Here is a 19,721-nt window from a genome sequence, read left to right on the forward strand (position 1 = left end):
CGTGCCAAAGAAAAACGATTTTTTATTTAACTCAGTTGTGATCTGTTTTCTTGTATCGATTGGACGCACTTGTAAACAGAGTGACGTGTTGGCGATGATTTTGAATTGTCGGATGCTCAATGAAGGGTCGGCTTTTGCTGTCAGTTTTCTAACTGACAGCAAAAAGTTGGGAAGTGCTTTTGAATTAATTTTTGTAATAGTTCAAATATTTCTTTGCGTATTTTTTCAGTTGTCGATTGTTTGCGCCGTCAGCGACTTTCGATACCGTGAGTTTGTATTGAGGTAAGGCTGATCCTGCCAGGGCTTTGGTAACCCAGGCCCAGGTGTCGACAAAGAGTTTGTCGTTGGAGGCTGTTTGGTAGTTGGCCAGCAGTTGTTGTTGGTATGTCTCCAGGAGTTTGGGCGAATAGTTGTGAGAGTAATGTGAGCGTTTTGCCGATAGGCGTTTAAGAGACAGGTCATTGCTGTTGATCATGGAAATCAAACGGTTGGTTTCCACATCAAGAGCAGGGTCCCACAGAGTTTCATTAATGATTTGTGGATTCCAGTTTGTATACCTGGGCAGGGTTTGAAGTGCAGTGCCAGCATGTTTCTTTAGCTTGCTGGAGTGCGAGTCTTTTGAAACTTTTTCCAAGGTGTCGACATATTTTGTTTGGCCTGAAAAGCTCAGAGCCTTGCTGAGCCATGCATAATAATCCACATCGTCTTTGTTGTGCGCTGTTTTGTAACCAGCGAGCAGTTTGACTTCAATCCGGTCAAATAAACGAGGGTCGGTAAAGCCTGCCCACTCGAGTGTTTGTGCTGCTTTCTTTTGTTGGAGAGTGTCTGCAGAGTTAAAAATTTTAATGTAGCGCTCGAGATCTTTTTCTGCAGATGAAGGCAGTGCGTGTACGCTGCTTGCGAGCAGGGTCAGCAGGATAATGTTGATGACGTTCCCTATCATTATGAAGTTCCTTGTTGTCGTTTATTTATAAGGTGTTTTTAAAAGTAACAATCTCTTCCATTAAAGTCGGTTGTCATTACGGGCCTGTTATTGCCAGCGTTTAAAAATCAATGAGGTATTAATGCCGCCGAAAGCAAAGTTATTGCTCATTACGTATTCTGAGTTGAGTTTGCGGGACTCTCCCATGATGTAATCCAGGTCGGCACATTCACTGTCAATGTTTTCCAGATTGGCGGTGGCGTGAGCCCAGCCTTCGTTCATCATGTGGATGCTGCTCCAGGCTTCCAGTGCTCCACAGGCCCCCAGTGTATGACCGGTAAAACTCTTTAAACTGCTGATAGGGGTACGGTTGCCGAAGATGTTGTAGGTCGCGTTGGACTCAGCCACATCGCCACGGTCAGTTGCGGTGCCATGGGCGCTTATGTAACCAATGTCGGAGGCTGACAAGCCCGCGCTGTCGAGAGCCAGTTGCATGGCGGATTGCATAGTGTCGGCCTGAGGTTGTGTCACGTGGGTGCCGTCGCAGTTGGTGCCGTAGCCGACAATCTCGGCATAGATGGTCGCGCCGCGAGCCAGAGCGGAATCCAGATCCTCAAGAATCAGACTGCCAGCACCTTCTCCAATAACCAGTCCGTCGCGGTCCTGATCGAATGGGCGAGGTGAGGAGCCCGGCTGATCATTGCGGGTGCTGGTCGCGTAGAGTGTGTCAAAAACAGCAGCTTCTGTCGGACAGAGTTCTTCGGCACCGCCGGCAATCATATACTGTTGGTGGCCATAGCGGATGGTCTCGTATGCGTAACCAATTCCCTGGCTGCCAGAGGTACAGGCGCTGGACGTGGTGTGAACCCGCCCCTTGAGATTGAAGAACACACTGATGTTTACCGGTGCGGTATGGGCCATCATTTTGATGTAGGAGTTGGCGTTGAGGCCATCGGTGCTTTGATTGATCAGCATGCGGCCAAAATCCTTAAACGCCGCAGTGGAACCCGCCGAGGAGCCAAAAGCCACACCCATACGGCCATCTTTGATACTTTCATCGTCCAGCAGTCCGGCATCAGCCAGGGCCTGTTCTGTTGCGCATGTGGCCAGCAATGCAATACGGCCCATACTGCGCACCGATTTGCGGTTGTAGTGAGCGGGGCGTTCAAAATCGGTAATCGGGGCGGCCAGGCGGGTATTCAGGCCATCGTAAACATCCCATTCATCCATGCGACGAATGCCGGTGTTCATGCGGTTGAGGTTGTCTGCCACTGATTTCCAGTCCAGACCGATGGGGGAAAGACCGGCCATGCCGGTAATAACTACACGTTTCATCAAAACAATACTCGTTTCATCAACACATTCCGCCGTTGACCGAGATCACCTGGCGGGTGATGTAGCCAGCGTCTTCAGACATCAAAAAGCTGATGGTTGCAGCCACTTCCTCGGGTTTGCCCATGCGGCGTGCCGGGATCATCTTCATGGCTTCTTCTACGGGAACTTCGTCTACCATGTCGGTCTCAATCAGGCCTGGGGCGACACAGTTGACGGTAATAGCGCGTTTGGCGAGTTCCAGGGCCAGTGCTTTACAGGCACCGATCAAGCCGGCTTTTGATGCGCTGTAATTCACCTGGCCGCGGTTGCCCATCACTCCGGAGACTGAAGACAGCACCACAATGCGTCCGGGCTTGCGGCGGCGTACCATGGGCATGGTCAGTGGGTTCAGAACATTAAAAAAACCATCAAGATTGGTGTGCACTACCAGATCCCAGTCTTCTCCGCTCATGGCCGGGAAGGCGTTGTCACGGGCAATGCCGGCGTTGCAGACGACACCGTAGTAGGCGCCGTGCTCTTCTACGTCGTTGAGCAGCACCTTGGCGGCTGTGTCACGGTCGGCAATATCAAACTGCAGAACACGGGCGTGGCGCCCGAGGGCTTCAATCTCTTGCTTGGTCTGTTGGGCTTGTTCCAGGCCGCTGCGACAATGCAGAACGATGTCGTACCCATCCCGGGCAAGCCGCAGGGCAGCCGCTTTACCAATGCCGCGACTGGAGCCTGTGACAAAGATTGTTTTGTCCATAATTAACCTTCAGATATTTCGTTTTTCAAAAATTCCGCCGCGTCGTCCGGTTGGAACACGTTGAGGTTCGCTTCGGCGACGATCATGTTAGCGGAATCCGTTTCAGAGGTAATCCGGCAGATAAACACACCGAGTCCGTTTTCCCCCTGCAGTTCGCGGGCGACATGGATGGTCAGGGTCGAGCCAATGGGAAAATAAGGCGCATCGCAGGTGTATTTACGTGAGCCGACCAGAAAGCCGATGCGGATGTCTTCGCCGGCCAGCCTGGCCTGCACTCCGGCAAAGGCAGCAATAGCCTGAGCCATATATTCGATGCCTACCCAGGCGGGAACCCCTTGTTCGGTGGCAAATAAACTGTCCGGGCGAATGCCTACCGTGGCTGTCAGGGAGTTTTCATCGCTGCTGAGGGTGTCATCCAGCAAGGACATGGTACCTGAATGGGGCACCAGGTCGGCTATGTCATAGGGCGGTTTGTCTGTTTTGGCCGCAATGCTCACAGGGCGCGCTCCAGTACCAGTGAAATATTGTTGCCGCCAAAGGCAAATGAATTGCTCATGGCTGCGGTGATTTTGTGTTTCAGGGGCTGATCCACCAGCCAGATGTCACTCAGTTCATTGTCGGTCTCGCCATCCCAGGCTTGCAGTGGAATGCGGTGCTCAGGGTCGGTCAGTGTCAGCCAGCAAAATGCGGCTTCAATGGCGCCCGCAGCTCCAAGAGTGTGGCCAGTGTGGGACTTGGTTGAGCTGCAGGGCGTTTCAATTCCGAGTACCCGTGCTACAGCCCGGCTTTCCATTTTATCGTTTTGCGGTGTCGCGGTGCCATGGAGATTCAGGTAACCAATGTCCGAGGCTGTCAGATTTGCATTGGTCAAAGCGGTTGCCATGACCCGCTCTGCCCCCAGGCCGTCCGGATGAGGCGCCGAGATATGATGGGCGTCGGAGCCTTCCCCCACGCCACTCAGACACACCGGCCCTTTGTCCCGACTGACGATAAACAGGGCGGCGCCTTCGCCAATATTGATGCCGTTGCGATTGCGGCTGAAGGGGTTGCAGGGTTGTTCACTGACGGATTCCAGGGCGGAAAACCCATTCACCGTCAGCTTGCCGAGGGAATCCACACCGCCGGCTATGACCAGATCACAAACCCCCATGCGCAGCAAACGGCGGGCGCTGGCGAGTGCCTTGGCCCCGGAGGAACAGGCGGTGGAGACCACGTAAGCCGGGCCCAGTACGTCCAGCCAGCGGGCCAGGGTTGTGGCGGGATTTTCCATTTCCTGTTGTTGGTAATCGAAAGTGTCCGGCATGGACTGGTGTTTCAGATGATCGCTGATGGCAGCTTCGCCTTCGGCAATACCACTGGTGCTGGTGCCCAGAACAATACCGATACGCAGCGGGTCGATATTCTCTTTGGCCTGTTCGATGGCGGGCTGAATTTGCTCAAGTGCGGCGGCCATCAACTGATTGGTTCGGGTTTGTTCTGTGACGGGAAAGGAACTCAAATCCGGCAGTGGATCATTAACCGCGCCAACAGGCAGTGCCCGACCCGGGGTAAATTGATCGGTGGTGGTCAGGCAGCGCTCGCCGTTATTAAACAGCTTGTGCCGAATGGTCTCAGGATTATTGCCCATGGCACAAATCAGGCCAAGGTGATTGAGGTAAACGGGTGGCTGGTTCATGTCAGGGGCTCTCTGCGTATTCGAGCTTTTCTCGCGTCAGCGTCTGGATTTCCAGTTGATAATGCATCAGGTGATTTGTAATGGAGATGAATTCTAATGCGGTATCGGTCTGGTTTCCATGCGAGATGGCAATGGTCATTGCGGGGCGTTGTCTGAAGTACAGGATTCGGTCTCCCGCATCCTCCAGCTGCCAGTCACTGCCTGCCAGCACTTGCTGAATGGTACTGACTGGCCAGTAGGCCATCTGTATCTGGTTGAGAATGTCTCTCCCCGAGACTGCTTCCGGTAACAGTGGGGAGGTGAATTCCGATAGCTCCATCCCGTCGTAGCCCAGAGTCAGCAGCGTCTGGCCCATGGGCGTTAATCCCGCAAGATTCAGTCGCTCGGGAGTCACTGACCAGGCGGCCAGCAGGGTTTGTGTGTGTGTGTCACTGCCTGCCGGGGCTGACAACGGACGAAGTGTGACGCTCTGGGTAACTTGCCATTGCTCCCCCAGACTGGCTGGCGACAGCAGCGGCAAATCCGGTAGCCGATGGTGTGGTGTCCAGCTGCTGCATGCTGCCAAAAGCAGCGACAGCAATGCGATATTCAGACGGGTGGTTAAGCGCATCATGCGAGTTGGCAAAGTTCGGCCAGCACGTTGATGCGGTGCTCGCTGTCTTTTACATAAGGGTTGTTGGTGTCCCAGGCGTATCCGGCCAGAATGGAGCTGATCATGGCTCTTACCTCGCTGGACTGTTTGGGGGCGAAGATGATGTCCTGGAAACGACCGTCGTACCAGGCTTCAACAAACGCCCGGAAAGTGTCTACCCCGGCGCGCAGCGGCGTCGCGTATTCTGCTTCCCAGTCAACTTCTTCGCCTTGCAGTTGTCTGTCCAGAGCGCTCGCCGCCAGGCTGGCAGATTTCATGGCAATGGTCACGCCGGAGGAAAATACCGGGTCGAGGAACTCGCCGGCATTGCCCAGCAGGGCGAATCCCGGCCCCCAGAGTTGGGACACATTGCTGGCATAACCGCTGATTTCCCGGGCGGGCGTGTCAAAGTTGGCATTGGACAGCAGTTTTTTGAGCGTGGGTTCGCTGTCGAGAATCTGGGCCAGACGCTCGTCAAGATCATCGCTGAATTGATCAAAGAAATCACTGCGAGCAACCACACCAAATGAACAGCGACCGTGGGCAAACGGGATCAGCCAAAACCAAACATCCTTGTGTTGATGGTGAACCGTAATCAGGATTTTTTCACGATCAAAATCACCTTCCGGGATATTGTCTTCGACGTGAGTAAACAGAGACGTCCGTGCAGGAAAATCACTGGGGCGATCCAGTTCCAGCAAGCGCGGCAACACCCGGCCGAAACCGCTGGCATCGAGAACAAAGCGGGTTTTGATGGTGTAGTTGTTTTGATTTTCATCTGCAACGGTCAGTGTCGAATCGCTGCCATCAAATTCAATATTGACCAGAGTGTGTCCCCAGGTGATTTCTACGCCCTGACGTTCCGCCTCGCGGGCAAGCACATTGTCAAAGGGAGCCCGTTGGACCTGATAGGTGGTTCCTCGTCCCTCTGAGAATTTTTGTCGGAAGTCAAAAGCTGATTGGCTGTCCCCCCGTACAAATGCGGCGCCGTTTTTGTACTGGAAGTGGTGTTCCTGGACGTGCTGCTCTACCGCATCCAGCATGTTGGCCTCGGCTAGGAATTCCATGCATTGCGGCAGCAGGCTTTCACCGATCGAGAAACGCGGAAAATGTTGACGTTCCAGTATGCGAACCCGGTAGCCTTTGGCATTCAGCAAGGTAGCAACGACTGCCCCTGCAGGGCCAGCTCCGATAATCACGATGTCTTCCGTCGCTGTCGAGTTGTTCACGGTATTGTCCGCAGTGTTGTCAGTTAGGATATCTTCCATAATTTCAATCTCAGTTCATAAACCATTTTTTGTTTTCAGCTTGTTCATTGAGAACTTTGCGATGAAAGCGGTTGTAAATTCCGTCCGGTAAAAACCGGAGCCAGTAACCAGACGCTGATGATGCCAATTAATACCGTCTGACCAAAAAAGTGCAGCACAGGAGTAGCGCTTAACGTCAGCAAACCGAACGCCAGTAGAGTCGTCATGGATGAAAGTGTTACCGCCAGCCAGGTGTGCGGACTGTTGTTGCTGTCAAACATAAAGATGCTGGCGTCCAGTCCAATGCCCAAAACCAGTAATAAAGCCAGTGAGTGGAAAATGGTTATGGGGGTGTTCAACCCATGCAGGGTGGCCAGGGTGATCAAACTGGCCAGTGCCGGTGCCGCGATCAGTCGCCATGTATGTCGGCGATAACGTACTGCCAGCATCAGTGCCACCAGTCCGTAGGCCAGTAACAGCCACTGTCCCAATTGCAATCGATAGTCCCTGAGCATATTGGAAATGCTGTGAACACGGTCTGAAAACTCTGCCTGTCGATGGTTGTCCGCCAGTGATTGCAAATGTGAAAGGCTGTTTGCCCCAGAGATGCCTGTCAGACTAATAATGGAATAGTAGGTGCCGTGATGTTCACCCAGCCACAAATGCCGAGCCAGATCGCTGGTGGCGCTCTGCTGCCAGCTCTGTAGCGAAAGACGTTCGGTCGTGGATTGGGCAAATTTGTCACGGGCCTGATCGGCGACGGGGTCGAGTTGCCCTTGCTGAGCCCAGGTATGGATCAGACCGGTATCAGAAAAAACCTGATTGGCGTAAAGGCGGCGATTTTCTTCTTGGCGCTGATTGGAAGGAACAAATTGTGACGTGGCCTGATAGTTGCGAATGTGTCCCTGTTGAATGGCTGCATCCAGCAAAGGTTTAAACGCTTCTTCAGCCTGTAGCAGTGCCTGTTCAGTGTCTGCGTGAATAATAAAATACTGGCCGGGGTTAGGCGCTGACAACAGCTGTTGAACAGCCGCGTCTTCCTTCAATAACCCTGGCGGGGAGGTTTGCAATAAGTGCAGATTGTCATTGCCGCGAATGTTGCTCACCGTGACCAGTAACAGCGCGATGGCAAAGCCCAGGATCAACAGATTGCGACGTGAATTTATTGTCGGCCAGTGTTCACGTCCACGACTTAATTGTTGCAGCAACCAGGGCTGAAAACCTTTTCGCACAGTTTGCTCGCGGACTGGGTTGTTTTTTGACGTGGACGACAGGAGTGGCAGCCAGCAAACGACGGTCATCCAGGCCCCAATCAACCCCAATACCGAAAAGATCGCCATTTGTCGCAGGCCGGGGAAGGGGGCGGCTGCTTGTGCGGCGTATGCCATTACACTGGACAGCAATCCCAAAGCCAGCCCGGGAAAGATCCGTCGAAGAGGCGATGGCGAACTGTCAGGATTGGTACTGCGCTTATGAGCAGAATCTTCTCTGGCGCATAGATAGTGCAGTGAGTAATCAATGGCTACGCCTATCAGGCTGGCGCCGAAGGCCAGGGTGATAAGGTGCAGGCGATGAAAAATCAACAGGCTCAGGCTCAGGGCGATCAGGCAACCAACCAGCAGGGGTAAAAACGCCAAAAGAACGTAAGTCGATTTCCGGAAGCAGGCAAAGAGCAGCAGCAAGATACCGATGGCCGAGCCGACTCCGATGGTCGAGATTTCCTGCTTAGCCTGTTTGGCACCGTGAGCGGCGTGAATGATCAGGCCGGACATTAACATCCGGGATCCATCCGGCAGTTGCTGTTTGGCCGATTGAAGGGTGTCCATGACTTTTGTTTGATAAGCCATGTCGTAAGCATCGCCAAGCAGGTTGGCTGTGATCAAGCGGTAATAAGATTGATCCTTTTGCAGGGTGAGCCAATTGTTTTGCAAGTCAAAACCGGAACGTGGTAGCACCGATTGTTGCCACTGCATAAAAAGTTGCATGGGGTCATCGGTCAGCGTGGGAGCAATCGCCGCTGCCAGTGGGCTGAACAGTTTGCTGAGGCTGTCAGTGACCAGGCGCTCATCATGTTGTTCCAGTCTCTGGATACTGTCATCAGTGAGCAACTGATAGCGCCAGGGGTAAAAAAATTGTTGCCACTCCCCATCCACTGAATCCTGAATTTCACCGGTGACGGACGCGAATTGCCCGCTGTCTGACAAATGTTGGTAAACACGGCGAGCGGCTCCAAGGCTTTCAGAGCGGCTTGGTGCTGCGACCAGAAAAACCAGCCGGTCATCGGCTGTAGCCATAAACCGTTCCTGAGCCAGTTGTTCACCTTCACTGTGTTGAGTGTCTGGCAGCAGCGCCATGATGCTGGTATCAAAACTTCGATTCTTGCGAAGCTCGGTTACAGCGAGTATCGCGCACAGCAGAACCACTGCGGTCCAGGCGATAAAGCGCCAGGTCTCCGCAGGTTTTCTTTGGTTGTGCCGGACGATATTCATAAGCATGTTGTCTGTTATTGGCCTGGGTGTCGATCGCTAACCGTTTATTTGAGGTCAGGGAGTTTCAGATGCTGAAAAGAATTCAATTTCTGTTCGGTCGCCACTGTGTTCATACAGCGTGATTCGTTGCAGTTGGCGATCGCCGGTGAGTTCAATGCGTTCCATCACTGATGCCAGGGTTGCCTGGTTTGGGACAAGTTGCAGCTGCCATTGTTGCGCGTTGTTATCCGGTTTCACCGTGATGCTGAAAAAGTCTTTCAGGGTTTGCCAGTCATTGGTAAATATTGCCGCCATGATTTTGCCGATAACGGCAACGCCGGGCTGATCGGACTGGGCCAGCCAGACCTGTTGGCCATCCTGTTCCTGTGAGATGCCTTCGGGGCTGAACGTCAGGCGGCTGTGCAGGGGTTTGATGGTTTCCCACATAAGACCGGAATTTGGTCCAAAGGAAAAGTTGCCGCTGGAACGCAGAGGGTTCGGCAAAATACTGAGATATTTTAGCTGTACAAACTCTCCGTGAAGCTGTTCGCTGATGTCGATGCGATCGGTAATGTCGTCCAGTGTGACAGTGGATGCGTTTGCCAAGCTGGTTAACAGACTTGCGATCAGCAACAGCAGATAAGCGAGTGCTGTGGGCGTCCGTGGCATTATGGTGTAACTCCCAGCTTTTCGAACAGAATCGCAGGGGATTCCATGCGCATTTCACGGGTTTCAATGTCGACCGCTACGTGAACCGTATGACCTCGGGTCAGGCGTTTGCCGGAGGTTTTGTCACGAATCTCATAATCAATTTTCAAACGGTTTTCCCATTCGCTGATTTTCGCTCTGGCAATGACCGTTTGACCAAAGACCGTGGGTTGGGGGTAGCGAATCCGCAGATCGATAACAGGCCAGGCGTAGCCTGATTCCTTCATCTGCAGATAGTTATAATCGATGCTGTCCAGAACGGCGCAGCGAGCCAGCTCGAAATATTTGGCGTAGTGGCCGTGCCAGGCCACTTCCATCATATCGACATCGTGGAACGGAATGGTAATTTCAACTTCAGCTTCATGCATAACAACATTCACCTTTTTAGGACTTGCCTGTATCGCTCCGGAGAGTTGCAAGCTTAATAGAGCGTCCAGGATTGATTCTGAATGGCGCTAACAGTCTGACGCAATTCCTTGTCCAGTGCTCGATCTTCATTCAGAAACGGACTGATCTGGCGTACCTGCTCTATGGTGTTGGCAAGTGCGGGAGCCAGGGAGTCAGCTGACAGTTCCTGTTGGCGAATTCTCAATTCAACGCCCTGACAAGTCGCTAACAATGCGGCACTGGCGACCTGTTCGGTCAGTTGTAACGCGCGCAGGCAGTCCCGGGCGGCAATGGTGCCCATGCTGACCTTGTCCTGATTGTGGCATTCTGTGGAGCGGGAAAAGACACTGGCAGGCATGGTTTGTTTTAACGCTTCAGCCGTCCAGGCGGAGGCTCCAATCTGAACCGCTTTAAAACCGTGGTTGATGGCACAGCGCGACCCCTGAGCGCCGGACAGGTTCGCTGGCAGTCCATGATTGAACTTGGTGTCTACGAGCATGGCCAGTTGCCGGTCCAAAAGGTCTGCAATGTTGGCCACGGTATTTTTCAGGGTGTCCATGGCCAGTGCGATGTGACCGCCATAGAAGTGCCCGCCGTGTAACACGTGTTCACCCTCGGCATCGATAATCGGGTTGTCGTTACTGCTGTTGAGTTCATTTTCGATAAGTTGACGCAACCAGGGCAGGGCGTCTTCCTGTACACCAATTACGTGTGGTGCACAGCGCAGGGAGTAACGGTCCTGCAAACGTTTGGGATTTCTAGGCGGCTCGCCGGCGTGCAGGTCTTCGCGCAACCAGCTGGCGACACGCTGTTGTCCAGGGTGGGGTTTAACGCTGAATAAAGTTTCGTCGAAGTGGTGTGCGTTGCCTTTCGAGGCCAATGTGCACAGCGCAGTAATTCGGGTGGCGAGTTTTGAAAGGTACTGAGCGCGGGAGTAGGCCATGCATGCAAGACCGGTCATGACGGCAGTGCCATTCATGATCGCCAACCCTTCTTTCGGGCGCAGGGTGATGGGTTGGATGCCCAGCTGTGCAAACACCTCGGCAGTGGGTTTGATTTCATCGTTGAAATACACTTCCCGCTCACCGCAGAGTACCGCCGCGACATAGGACAGTGGTGTGAGATCGCCGCTGGCTCCCACTGAACCCTCTTCCGGAATGACCGGCATGATGTCGTGTTTGAACAGGGTTTCAAGTTGTTCAAGCAATGTCAGACTGACACCTGAGTATCCCTGGCATAACGAAGTCATGCGTGCAGCCAAAACCGCTCTTGCCATCGTGGGTGTCAGCATATTCCCCATGCCACAACCGTGAAAGGTGAAGAGATGTTTCGGCAGTTCCGCAACCAGTTCGGAGGGAATGGTGACGGTACAGGAATCACCGTAGCCGGTCGTGACTCCGTAAATCTCACCGTCTTCGGCCAGCAGGCGGTCGAGGAATTCGCTGCCTTTGGCGATGCGCTGGCGAAAATCTTCCGACTGATTGAGTTGAACCGACTGTTGTTGCAGGGCAATGGCAACAACATCCTCAATGGTTAATGGGGTGTTATCAAAGGTAATCATACTAACGACATCTTATTCCTGGTGGGTGACAGTTTCATCGGCAGTCGCCCAGAATGGATAGAAATTATTCCACTGCAAAGGAAATTGCAGGGTGTAGTGGGCCAGACGATCAGCATATCGTTGCACCCAGTAACGCAAGTCTTCTTCACGCTGTTTACGGGACAGGCGAATGCGTTCGGCAAAAGCCTCAAAAAAGACTTCGTAACCTTTTTCGGTTCGATTGCAAAACATCAGGTAAACCGGACAGCGCAATACGGAAGCGAGAATATAAGGCCCCTGGGGAAACCAGGCCGGGGCGCCAAGGAAGTTGGCGGTTGTCTGGCGTCCACCGGTTACCGGTGTCCGATCGCCGGCGATGACGACCACTTCCCCGGCATTGAGTTTTTCCTGCAGTATGATGGCCGTGGCAGGCGACAGGTCCGTAACCTGAATCAAATTGAGATGATTGTCGGCGTCAAGCTTGTTCATCATCCGATTGAAATTCTCGGCGTGTTTGGTATGAACCAGGATGTTCAGTTTGACGTGCTGGCTCTGTTCGGCGAGAGATCGGCACACTTCAATGTTGCCCAGATGGGAGACAATGGCCAGCGCACCGGAGCCCTGCTTGACCATGTTCAGAAAATCATCGCGATTATGAAAACCGACATCTTTATATTGAAAGGCTCCCGTCCAGGCCGCCAGCTTGTCGAGCAGGCCGCGACCAAACTGAAGAAAGTGACGGAAGCTTTGACGCTGAATGGACTCAGTAACGGGCAGTGCCCCCTGTTGACGTACCCGGGTCAAATAATCTTCCGATGCCTGTCGGGCTGTTTTTTTGGTCAGATAGAAATAACTGATGACCGGATAAAGCAGCAGTGTGAATGCCCAGCGCCCAATCCAGCGATAGGTAAAAAACATAATGCGGATGCCGATTAATGCACCCGATTCCTGAACCTGGGACCAATGCTTTGCCATAAATTACTCCGACAGCCCTTGGTGTGCAGGTTTTCTGTTTCGCAGCCTGAGCCCGAGGATTTTTGGAAGTCGAAACAACATGCCAAAAAACAAAGTCGCGTGCATCTTGCTGATCAGGTAATTATCTCTCCATGGAGCAAAGTGCGAGATGCCATCTATCGGATAAGAGACTTTTGTCGGCTGGTTTATCACGGGCAAGTTGCGCCAGACCCAGTGCACCATGATTTCCGAATCGAAATCCATTCGATCGCCAGTAGATTCGGTATCGATAATGTTCACGGCATCCAGTAAGGGATAGACGCGATAGCCACACATGGAGTCTTTTACGGCAAATGACAGGGAATTAATCCATATCCATACGTGAGTCAGGTAGCGGGCGTAGAAGCGCAGGGCGGGCACGCTGGCATCATAAATGGGGCAGCCACAAATGATCGCCTGCGGGTGTTCCTCACCCTGTCGTAAAAATATCTCAGCGTCTTCGGTGTTGTGTTGTCCATCGGCATCAATTTGCAGCGCATGGGTAAAACCCTGCTGCAGGGCATAGCGGAACCCCGCTTTCATTGCACCGCCTTTACCCTGATTGACGGGCAGGCGAAGCAAGTCTACGGAGTCATGTTGCCGGGCAATAGACTCCAGACGCTTTTGGCAGTTTGCGCTGCTGCCGTCATCCACTAACAGGATTGGGGCAATATCCAGCAAGCGTTCCGCAATGCTGCCTACAGCCTCTTCATGGTTGTAGACGGGTATCAAAATGCAGGGTTTAAACACCTGTGTTGTGGATGTCCTTTCCGGGGTGTTGATGTTCATGCTGCCGGACTCGTTGCCGGGGCAGCCAAAACAATCCGGCCGCTTGAATGTTGTTCGCGTGGAGAATGGTAGGCAAAGAGGATTTTGTTTTTTACCGAATCGTAGGACAGATCCAGCGTAACTTCATCGCCGGGCGTGATGACTTTCTGGAATTTAATCACTTCCAGTCTGAGAAACTCACCGTCGGGTGAAAAGGCATTACGGGCAAAGTGTTCCGCCCAATGTATTTGTACGACACCGGGGAGGATGGGGGCCTGTTCAAAATGTCCGTCAAAATAAAGTAAGTCTTCCGGTATCCGAAGTTGCAGGGTCTGTTGCCCTTCAGTTTCATTGGAGGACAGGGTCGTTGGCAACGAAGGCCGGGTGTTGTTTGAGCCGTCCACGGGTGTTGGGGTTTCCTTTTTAAATAATTCCTGAAGCGCCAGACGCTGCAGCTTTCCCTGTGAGTTAACGGGAAGAGCATCTACATATCGCCACTTGCGCGGCAGTGTGGGGCGCTCAAAATATGACAGCAGTTTATCCCGAAGTACTACATTGATTGCACGCTTGCCGCGGGTTTCCAGTGCAGTCTGGCCTTCGCGGGAGAGCACCACGACCGCTGCCATTTCTGTGCGCGCGCCCTCTAGTTGAAGCAGATGGGCGTGTTCAACCCAGGGCAGCTGTATCAGGTGCTTTTCCATTTCATCCAGTGATACCCGCTTGCCCTCGGCTTTCACAATGCGGTCGGCACGTCCAAGCAGTATAAAGCGCCCTTGTTCATCGATACGAACCCTGTCGGAAGTGCGATACCATTGGTGTTCGTCAGGCAGGTGAGACGAGCGAACTTCCAGACAGTCGGAAATGTCCGTATCGTTTTCTGTCAGTCGAACTTCAATTCCCGGAACCGGTTGCCATTTGGCTTCTGCCGCATGGTCTTCTTGTTGTCGCCAGGCGATACCGCCGGTTTCAGAACTGCCAAAAATCTCCAGCACCCCTGTGCCCAGATGTTTTTTTGCGTGTAAGCTGTTTTCCCTCATCAGTGGTGCGCCAGAGCTGAAAATTTCAGCCAACCCATGGCTCACCGCACTATCCAGATTCTCAGGCACCCGGGACAGATGGGTAGGGCTGGAAACCAGCAGTCTGGGCCACTCAGAATTGGACGGTGAGGGGTAGTGGCGCAGAGCCAGCTCTTCAAAGTATTCGCAGGGCTGGCTGTCAGAACACCAGCCTGCTGCCAGGGGCCAGAGTACCCGAAACAGCAGTCCGTAAATGTGCTGATGGCTTACGGTGCCCGTCACCAGCGCGTTGCGATGATGCCCCCACAAGCTGTGCAGGTGCATGACTTCCTGGCTCATCTGGCGCAGGGTTTTGGGAATGGCCTGAGGCTCTCCGGATGACCCTGAGGTAAACACTTGCAGCAGTGGCTCATGATTGTTCAGAGTAATATCAGCCAGTTCGGTGATGGCGGATTCAACAGGTGCGTCTGAAGAGCGCGAGAGTGTAGGCACCAGATTTTCAAAGTCGCCAACAAAACCGTCGACTCTTTGCGATAGCTGTTTGACAAATTCCGGCTGGCGATTGCCGGGCAGGCACGCGGTCTTGTTGAGTGACAGCAGAGCAAACAAGCCTGCTGAAAACTCACCTGCACAGGGATGGTAAAGTGCCCAGCGCTGTCCTGTTTGTGCTTTCAGAGCCTGTCGCCATTGAGCGACCCGGTTAAGCCACTCCTGCCAATCCATTGTGTTTCTCTGTGGTGTGAGAAACATAGGCTGTGTCTGAGAGCGTTGGGCGGCAAACAGGGTTTCCAGCGGAGTGAAATACAGCATATTGGATTCAGTCATGATGAGCCTTCATTACCCGCTGGCGAATCAGCCATTCACCCGCGAATAAGGTTCCCATGGCAATGTAAGCAATAAAACCATTGTACGCTGCCCACAACGCATCTGAGGCGTAGAGTGCGGTCAGTAAGGCAATGGTGCCGTTAATGATAAAAAAGCCACACCACACTGCGGTCACCTGACGCGTGTAGTGTATACCTCGCTCGGGCAAGTCAGGGTCTTTGAGGCGGGCAAAACGTTCGATCATTGAGGGTGGAACTTTGAGTGACCAGGCGAAAAAAATCAGCAGGCAAGCGTTTACCAATACGGGATAGAATTTGAGCCCCAGTGCGCTGTTCGTCAGCCACGACCAGATGGCCAGCAATAGCAGCAGGGGCAGCCAGAGCCAGTGATTCAGTGGCGACTTTGAATCCAGGGTAAACAGACGAGCTGCGGCAACCACCAGTAATAAAACAACCAGGTAGCGTGCATCAAATGTCTGCAGACCTAAATAGACAGCGATCGGATAGAGCAGGGTCAGTAACCCGATGACAATGCGCAGTAACATCAGCAATAGCTTTTGGTTGTGGACGGGGCATTTCTGTGCCGAGGGGTTATTGCCCGGCCATTAACTCATCGACGGCATTAACGATGTCGCCAACGCTGCGTACGCTTTTGAAATCTTCCGGTTTGATCTTCTTGCCGGTCATTTTTTTCAGTTCAACCACAAGATCAACAGCGTCAATGCTGTCAATGTCGAGATCGTCGTACAATTGTGCGTCGAGGGTGATGTCGTCAGGTTCCAGTTCAAACAGTTCTACCAGAATCTCTCTGACTTTTGCTTCAATAGCGTCTTTGGTAATCATTGCTTTCACCCTTATCCGTTAGTGTGTGAATTAACCAGCAGTGCCAGGTTGTGAACACTGGCGAAGTGCTTCTTGGTTTCTTCTGAATCGGCATCAACCTTGACGCCGTAGCGTTTCTGTAAAGCCAGGCCCAGCTCAAGTGCATCGATGGAATCGAGGCCGAGACCTTCTACAAAGAGAGCTTCCTGACTGTCGATGTCGTCAACGGTAATGTCCTCAAGATCCAGTGTGTCGATAATCAGTTGCTTGAGTTCCTGTTCTAGTTCGGTCATGGCTGACGAGTTCCTGAGTAAAGTAGTCTTCAAAATAACGGGTTAATTTACGTGCGGCTAATGATACCGCTTTCTCTTGTTGAAAGGGCAGTTTGGATATCGCCGGTTTCAGCGTCAGGGCTATATGAAACGGGCGTTCCGGGATTTGATACCAGCGCAGTTCCTTGGTCAAGGTGCTGGGCTCACAGGTAATGACCACCGGAGTCACTTCACAGTCACAGCGCAGGGCGATATTGGCTGCGCCCCGTTGCATTTTCAGGGCCTGCCCCTGTGTTGTGCGGGTGCCTTCAGGGAAGACAATCAAACTGTTGCCCCGCTGAAAGGACTGTTCAGCCAGTTCGAGAACTTCTTCAGAGCTGTCATTGGCGATGTAGTTGGCCACCCCGATGGGGCCACGGGTAAACGGGTTGCGAAGCAGGCTGCTTTTTACCACGCAGTCTGCACGTTTGATAAAGGCAATTAAAAAGACAATATCAATGAGTGTCGGATGGTTGGCGACAATCAATAAGCCCGGGCGATTCAGGGCTTGCCGCTGTTCGACGCTGTAGGTGAGGATCCCCAGAAAGCGCATCAGTTCCATAAACCCCCGGAAAGTGTAGTGGATCAGCGCTTTTGCCCGGCGTTCGCGGCGCAGAGGGCCACCGGGCAACAGGTAGAGCACAGGTACAGCCACCAGTGGCAGGATCAGACCGCCCAGGCCAAACGTGAGAAAACAGAAGCCTGTGGCGAGTACTCGCCAGTATGTGTTCAGGGTTTTCAGCATGCCAAAGACCAGTGCCAGCAGTTGCGCTGACCGGGCAGCTCTAAAGTGTTTTCGGTGCGAGAGGCAGACAATATCCAGCGCAGAAAGGTCAGGGTTTGTGGACTCCCGTCATTAAGGTCGCCAGATGCCGAAGTCCCCCTGCGACGCAGCTCCAGCTGGAGACGAATTGCCCCCGGGGAGGTGGACTTGGATGCGTCTTCCAGCAAAAAGGCAGTCGCGTAGGGGTGGCTCGGCAGGACGATGTTCTGGTTGCGGTAAACGTCCGGAATGGGTTCATCGTAGATCAGGCACAGAACCTGTTCACAACTCTGCTCGGTCAAAATGGCCTGGGCTTCCAGCAAGGCTGTTGAAATGTCCTCGGCCCCACAGGCAAGAGCGGTCATGCTGCTGGTGTCTTTGCGGGTAATGGAAAGCAGGCCACCAATGGCATTGTGAACGGACAGGCTGAAATGTGTTGGAGACAGGTCTTCGCCGTTGGCCAGATCGGTCAGCAGTGCCAGAGTGCGGTTCAGGTCGCCGTGACGACTCACCAGCACGCTGGGGATATTCTGTTCGGCATCATCGAGCAGAGGCAAAGCGGTCGCGAGCGCCATTTTACCCAGTGGACTCAGGCGTCTGCGCAACATGGCCGGGATGGCTTTTACATCGGGTTGAGTGTCACCACCTATAGTCTTTTGGCCTGCAGCCCATTGTTGCCAGTCCTCCGGCGTGTGTAGCCCCGGAGCCCATGCAGACCAGTCTTTTATCGTTATTGTCAGGGGGCTCATGCAACCTCAGTATGCGTGTGCAGGCGAAGAAAGACACCATTCAGCCTGGGACCTGCTGCTTAATTCAGGTCTTTGCTGGTGTGGACGATTCCATTTGTCGGCAACCGCCGGCTTTTTGTCACAAACTATGCACATCTGTCCGGAAAAGGAGGGTATTTTACCGTGTGATTAAGTCGAGGCAAGCGTCATTTATTGCCGGGCGCTGGTTTTCCCCTGAGAATGAAATGACTATACTGACCTGGACTGTTTTTTCTTAACTAATCACTGGAATCCCAGTAAGGATGCTGCCATGTTTACTCGTTTGATGATCGTATTTCTTTCTTTCCTGGCCATATCAGACGTTGCTTTGGCCCGTGATGACGCTCTGTTTCTCTCAGTGCAGGACGCCATGAATACACCGGCGGCCAAAGAGCAGCTTAACCAGGGGGTGAAGTTCTATTTTGGTGATAAAGCGCCTGGATACGTCAATGCCAAAGGCAGCTTTGTGGCCAATCGCAAAACCAATGCCTTTAATAAGTCTGACGAAGAGGCCTGTAAATGGGTATTTTTGTCTGCACTGGTTGCTTTGCGTGATCGCGCGCTGGCCGAAGGCGGCAATGCGGTGGTGAATATTCACAGCTTTTACAAGCAAAACAAATACATGAGTGATTCCGACTACGAGTGCCATGCGGGTGCCATTATGGCGGGTGTGGCCCTGAAGGGAACTGTGGTCACTCTGAAGTAACCCAGCCGCTATTATGAGTAAGCCACATCTATCGCCGGCGTTGTGGATGTGGCGTGTTCCCCCTTTGGGCGATTCCGCCCTGCCGGTATGCTTGCCGACCTTGTCGACCGCGGAACAAGCCCTCTACCACACCATCAAATCGCCCCGTCGGCAGCGCGAATATCTGGCAGGTCACTATCTGCTGCGCAGGGTGTTAGACCATGTTTTGCCCGAGTGGCACGAGCAGCACCATTTTGACCTGAATGATGACAACTGGTTGACCCTGATCGGGCCGCAGGCGGCTCGGTTGGATTTTAATCTTTCCCACAGTGGTGAGTGGGTGGCCTGTGCGGTGGGGCTCGATTGCCAGCTGGGTGTGGATATTGAGTCGCCTCGCAGGCGCCGTTCGTACAGGGCTTTGGCGGCGGAATACTTTGCGGAATCTGAAAGCCGGCAATTGGCCGGGTTGCCAGAAGAGCAGTGTCGCCAAAGGTTTTACGAGTTGTGGACGCTAAAAGAAAGTTACCTTAAAGCCCGCAAACTGGGAATTTCCGCGAAGGAGCTGGGGACAGGCTTTGTGCCTGTGGCTGACCCGACCGTGGCTTGGTGTTGTTATCCCTTTCAGTGGCCCGATGGTCAGGGACAAAGGGTGTTTGGTGCGCTCACTGTATCGGAGCCCTTGGCGTTGACATTGGAAATACAGCAATTTTCTATGGACAAGGTTGAGCCTTTGCTGGTTTTGGCTCGGGAACCGTTGACGCCAGACCGTTGACTGGCCTTGCTACAGCGTCGCATCGGGGTTCAAGAGGGACTGAGTGTGATCACTTTGGCAACACACTCGCGCTGCAGCGGTTCGTAGTCGGCTTCGATTTCTACTGCGACTCCCAATGCATTTTGGGCCAGGTGAAAGGCCCCCGGGTAATTCGGCTTCACCAGAATTTCTTGACGGGATGCTGCGCGACATTCCGGCGGGACACCGGAATCCAGACGCAGGCGGATTCCGATGTCATCGCCGGTCAGGGAGATGACCTTTCCCCGAATGGAGCGGTCATCGCCATGGCTGGCAGCGGAGATCAGGAGTAACACGAGAATACTGAGTTGTTTCATCCGAATC

General features: G+C 53.2%; 22 protein-coding genes. 2 read left to right on the forward strand and 20 right to left on the reverse strand.

Annotated elements, in window-relative coordinates:
- Positions 1-184: 184 nt before the first annotated feature.
- From KOI40_RS12425 to KOI40_RS12515, 19 genes are all read right to left on the reverse strand, one after another.
- A complete protein-coding gene (locus KOI40_RS12425) occupies positions 185-943 on the reverse strand; it encodes a hypothetical protein (RefSeq protein WP_216097850.1) in 759 nt (252 codons plus the stop codon).
- An 87-nt stretch (positions 944-1,030) separates the two neighbouring features.
- Positions 1,031-2,257, reverse strand: a complete 1,227-nt coding sequence (locus KOI40_RS12430) for a beta-ketoacyl-ACP synthase (RefSeq protein WP_216097851.1) — start codon at positions 2,255-2,257, stop codon at positions 1,031-1,033.
- 19 nt (positions 2,258-2,276) lie between these two features.
- Positions 2,277-3,002, reverse strand: coding sequence for a 3-oxoacyl-ACP reductase FabG (gene fabG, locus KOI40_RS12435; RefSeq protein ID WP_216097852.1), 726 nt, complete (start codon positions 3,000-3,002; stop codon positions 2,277-2,279).
- A 2-nt stretch (positions 3,003-3,004) separates the two neighbouring features.
- Positions 3,005-3,499 carry a hotdog family protein gene (locus KOI40_RS12440; protein WP_216097853.1) on the reverse strand — a complete coding sequence of 165 codons (495 nt, stop codon included), beginning with the start codon at positions 3,497-3,499 and terminating at the stop codon, positions 3,005-3,007.
- Positions 3,496-4,677 (reverse strand): beta-ketoacyl-[acyl-carrier-protein] synthase family protein, encoded by a 1,182-nt coding sequence (locus KOI40_RS12445; RefSeq protein ID WP_216097854.1) that lies wholly within the window; start codon positions 4,675-4,677, stop codon positions 3,496-3,498. Before KOI40_RS12445 ends, KOI40_RS12440 begins: the two co-directional genes overlap by 4 nt.
- Position 4,678: 1 nt before the next feature.
- Positions 4,679-5,290, reverse strand: coding sequence for a DUF3261 domain-containing protein (locus KOI40_RS12450; RefSeq protein WP_216097855.1), 612 nt, complete (start codon positions 5,288-5,290; stop codon positions 4,679-4,681).
- The gene (locus KOI40_RS12455) at positions 5,287-6,576 is read right to left on the reverse strand and encodes an NAD(P)/FAD-dependent oxidoreductase (RefSeq protein WP_216097856.1); all 1,290 of its coding nucleotides are present in this window, start codon (positions 6,574-6,576) and stop codon (positions 5,287-5,289) included. Before KOI40_RS12455 ends, KOI40_RS12450 begins: the two co-directional genes overlap by 4 nt.
- Positions 6,577-6,620: 44 nt before the next feature.
- Positions 6,621-9,044 (reverse strand): MMPL family transporter, encoded by a 2,424-nt coding sequence (locus KOI40_RS12460; RefSeq protein ID WP_216097857.1) that lies wholly within the window; start codon positions 9,042-9,044, stop codon positions 6,621-6,623.
- Positions 9,045-9,098: 54 nt separating this feature from the next.
- Positions 9,099-9,692 carry an outer membrane lipoprotein carrier protein LolA gene (locus KOI40_RS12465; protein WP_216097858.1) on the reverse strand — a complete coding sequence of 198 codons (594 nt, stop codon included), beginning with the start codon at positions 9,690-9,692 and terminating at the stop codon, positions 9,099-9,101.
- Positions 9,692-10,099: an acyl-CoA thioesterase gene (locus KOI40_RS12470; protein WP_216097859.1), complete on the reverse strand. Its 408-nt coding sequence runs from the start codon at positions 10,097-10,099 to the stop codon at positions 9,692-9,694. The genes KOI40_RS12465 and KOI40_RS12470 overlap by 1 nt, the downstream gene beginning before the upstream one ends.
- A gap of 53 nt (positions 10,100-10,152) precedes the next feature.
- A complete protein-coding gene (locus tag KOI40_RS12475) occupies positions 10,153-11,679 on the reverse strand; it encodes an HAL/PAL/TAL family ammonia-lyase (protein ID WP_216097860.1) in 1,527 nt (508 codons plus the stop codon).
- A 12-nt stretch (positions 11,680-11,691) separates the two neighbouring features.
- Positions 11,692-12,633, reverse strand: coding sequence for a lysophospholipid acyltransferase family protein (locus KOI40_RS12480; RefSeq protein ID WP_216097861.1), 942 nt, complete (start codon positions 12,631-12,633; stop codon positions 11,692-11,694).
- Positions 12,634-12,636: 3 nt separating this feature from the next.
- Positions 12,637-13,440, reverse strand: a complete 804-nt coding sequence (locus KOI40_RS12485) for a glycosyltransferase family 2 protein (RefSeq protein ID WP_216097862.1) — start codon at positions 13,438-13,440, stop codon at positions 12,637-12,639.
- Positions 13,437-15,260: an ApeI family dehydratase gene (locus tag KOI40_RS12490; protein ID WP_216097863.1), complete on the reverse strand. Its 1,824-nt coding sequence runs from the start codon at positions 15,258-15,260 to the stop codon at positions 13,437-13,439. Before KOI40_RS12490 ends, KOI40_RS12485 begins: the two co-directional genes overlap by 4 nt.
- On the reverse strand, positions 15,253-15,804 hold the full coding sequence (locus KOI40_RS12495) for a COG4648 family protein (RefSeq protein ID WP_216097864.1): 552 nt from the start codon (positions 15,802-15,804) through the stop codon (positions 15,253-15,255). The genes KOI40_RS12490 and KOI40_RS12495 overlap by 8 nt, the downstream gene beginning before the upstream one ends.
- A gap of 46 nt (positions 15,805-15,850) precedes the next feature.
- The gene (locus KOI40_RS12500; protein ID WP_216097865.1) at positions 15,851-16,102 is read right to left on the reverse strand and encodes an acyl carrier protein; all 252 of its coding nucleotides are present in this window, start codon (positions 16,100-16,102) and stop codon (positions 15,851-15,853) included.
- An 11-nt stretch (positions 16,103-16,113) separates the two neighbouring features.
- A complete protein-coding gene (locus KOI40_RS12505; RefSeq protein WP_216097866.1) occupies positions 16,114-16,374 on the reverse strand; it encodes a phosphopantetheine-binding protein in 261 nt (86 codons plus the stop codon).
- Positions 16,319-17,137, reverse strand: a complete 819-nt coding sequence (locus tag KOI40_RS12510) for a lysophospholipid acyltransferase family protein (protein ID WP_233710246.1) — start codon at positions 17,135-17,137, stop codon at positions 16,319-16,321. The genes KOI40_RS12505 and KOI40_RS12510 overlap by 56 nt, the downstream gene beginning before the upstream one ends.
- Positions 17,131-17,904, reverse strand: coding sequence for a beta-ketoacyl synthase chain length factor (locus KOI40_RS12515; protein WP_216097867.1), 774 nt, complete (start codon positions 17,902-17,904; stop codon positions 17,131-17,133). The genes KOI40_RS12510 and KOI40_RS12515 overlap by 7 nt, the downstream gene beginning before the upstream one ends.
- A gap of 289 nt (positions 17,905-18,193) precedes the next feature.
- Here KOI40_RS12515 and KOI40_RS12520 point away from each other — a divergent pair, with 289 nt between their 5' ends.
- Together KOI40_RS12520 and KOI40_RS12525 are read left to right on the forward strand one after the other, a co-directional pair.
- A complete protein-coding gene (locus tag KOI40_RS12520; protein WP_216097868.1) occupies positions 18,194-18,628 on the forward strand; it encodes a hypothetical protein in 435 nt (144 codons plus the stop codon).
- Positions 18,629-18,641: 13 nt separating this feature from the next.
- The gene (locus tag KOI40_RS12525) at positions 18,642-19,379 is read left to right on the forward strand and encodes a 4'-phosphopantetheinyl transferase family protein (RefSeq protein ID WP_216097869.1); all 738 of its coding nucleotides are present in this window, start codon (positions 18,642-18,644) and stop codon (positions 19,377-19,379) included.
- A 29-nt stretch (positions 19,380-19,408) separates the two neighbouring features.
- On the opposite strand, the gene KOI40_RS12530 is transcribed toward KOI40_RS12525, so the two are convergent.
- Positions 19,409-19,714 carry a hypothetical protein gene (locus KOI40_RS12530; RefSeq protein WP_216097870.1) on the reverse strand — a complete coding sequence of 102 codons (306 nt, stop codon included), beginning with the start codon at positions 19,712-19,714 and terminating at the stop codon, positions 19,409-19,411.
- Between the last annotated feature and the right edge of the window lie 7 nt (positions 19,715-19,721).

This window comes from Pseudomaricurvus albidus (assembly GCF_018863235.1).
GTDB classification, from domain to species: Bacteria; Pseudomonadota; Gammaproteobacteria; order Pseudomonadales; family Cellvibrionaceae; genus Pseudomaricurvus; species Pseudomaricurvus albidus.

Coding starts and splice junctions, on each gene's coding strand:
- KOI40_RS12450 (WP_216097855.1), bottom strand. CDS start 5,290: ATGATGCGCTTAACCACCCGTCTGAATATCGCATTGCTGTCGCTGCTT.
- KOI40_RS12495 (WP_216097864.1), bottom strand. CDS start 15,804: ATGTTACTGCGCATTGTCATCGGGTTACTGACCCTGCTCTATCCGATC.
- KOI40_RS12475 (WP_216097860.1), bottom strand. CDS start 11,679: ATGATTACCTTTGATAACACCCCATTAACCATTGAGGATGTTGTTGCC.
- KOI40_RS12425 (WP_216097850.1), bottom strand. CDS start 943: ATGATAGGGAACGTCATCAACATTATCCTGCTGACCCTGCTCGCAAGC.
- KOI40_RS12530 (WP_216097870.1), bottom strand. CDS start 19,714: ATGAAACAACTCAGTATTCTCGTGTTACTCCTGATCTCCGCTGCCAGC.
- KOI40_RS12455 (WP_216097856.1), bottom strand. CDS start 6,576: ATGGAAGATATCCTAACTGACAACACTGCGGACAATACCGTGAACAAC.
- KOI40_RS12480 (WP_216097861.1), bottom strand. CDS start 12,633: ATGGCAAAGCATTGGTCCCAGGTTCAGGAATCGGGTGCATTAATCGGC.
- KOI40_RS12490 (WP_216097863.1), bottom strand. CDS start 15,260: ATGACTGAATCCAATATGCTGTATTTCACTCCGCTGGAAACCCTGTTT.
- fabG (WP_216097852.1), bottom strand. CDS start 3,002: ATGGACAAAACAATCTTTGTCACAGGCTCCAGTCGCGGCATTGGTAAA.
- KOI40_RS12485 (WP_216097862.1), bottom strand. CDS start 13,440: ATGAACATCAACACCCCGGAAAGGACATCCACAACACAGGTGTTTAAA.
- KOI40_RS12445 (WP_216097854.1), bottom strand. CDS start 4,677: ATGAACCAGCCACCCGTTTACCTCAATCACCTTGGCCTGATTTGTGCC.
- KOI40_RS12430 (WP_216097851.1), bottom strand. CDS start 2,257: ATGAAACGTGTAGTTATTACCGGCATGGCCGGTCTTTCCCCCATCGGT.
- KOI40_RS12465 (WP_216097858.1), bottom strand. CDS start 9,692: ATGCCACGGACGCCCACAGCACTCGCTTATCTGCTGTTGCTGATCGCA.
- KOI40_RS12505 (WP_216097866.1), bottom strand. CDS start 16,374: ATGACCGAACTAGAACAGGAACTCAAGCAACTGATTATCGACACACTG.
- KOI40_RS12520 (WP_216097868.1), top strand. CDS start 18,194: ATGTTTACTCGTTTGATGATCGTATTTCTTTCTTTCCTGGCCATATCA.
- KOI40_RS12510 (WP_233710246.1), bottom strand. CDS start 17,137: ATGCTGAAAACCCTGAACACATACTGGCGAGTACTCGCCACAGGCTTC.
- KOI40_RS12515 (WP_216097867.1), bottom strand. CDS start 17,904: ATGAGCCCCCTGACAATAACGATAAAAGACTGGTCTGCATGGGCTCCG.
- KOI40_RS12500 (WP_216097865.1), bottom strand. CDS start 16,102: ATGATTACCAAAGACGCTATTGAAGCAAAAGTCAGAGAGATTCTGGTA.
- KOI40_RS12460 (WP_216097857.1), bottom strand. CDS start 9,044: ATGAATATCGTCCGGCACAACCAAAGAAAACCTGCGGAGACCTGGCGC.
- KOI40_RS12470 (WP_216097859.1), bottom strand. CDS start 10,099: ATGCATGAAGCTGAAGTTGAAATTACCATTCCGTTCCACGATGTCGAT.
- KOI40_RS12525 (WP_216097869.1), top strand. CDS start 18,642: ATGAGTAAGCCACATCTATCGCCGGCGTTGTGGATGTGGCGTGTTCCC.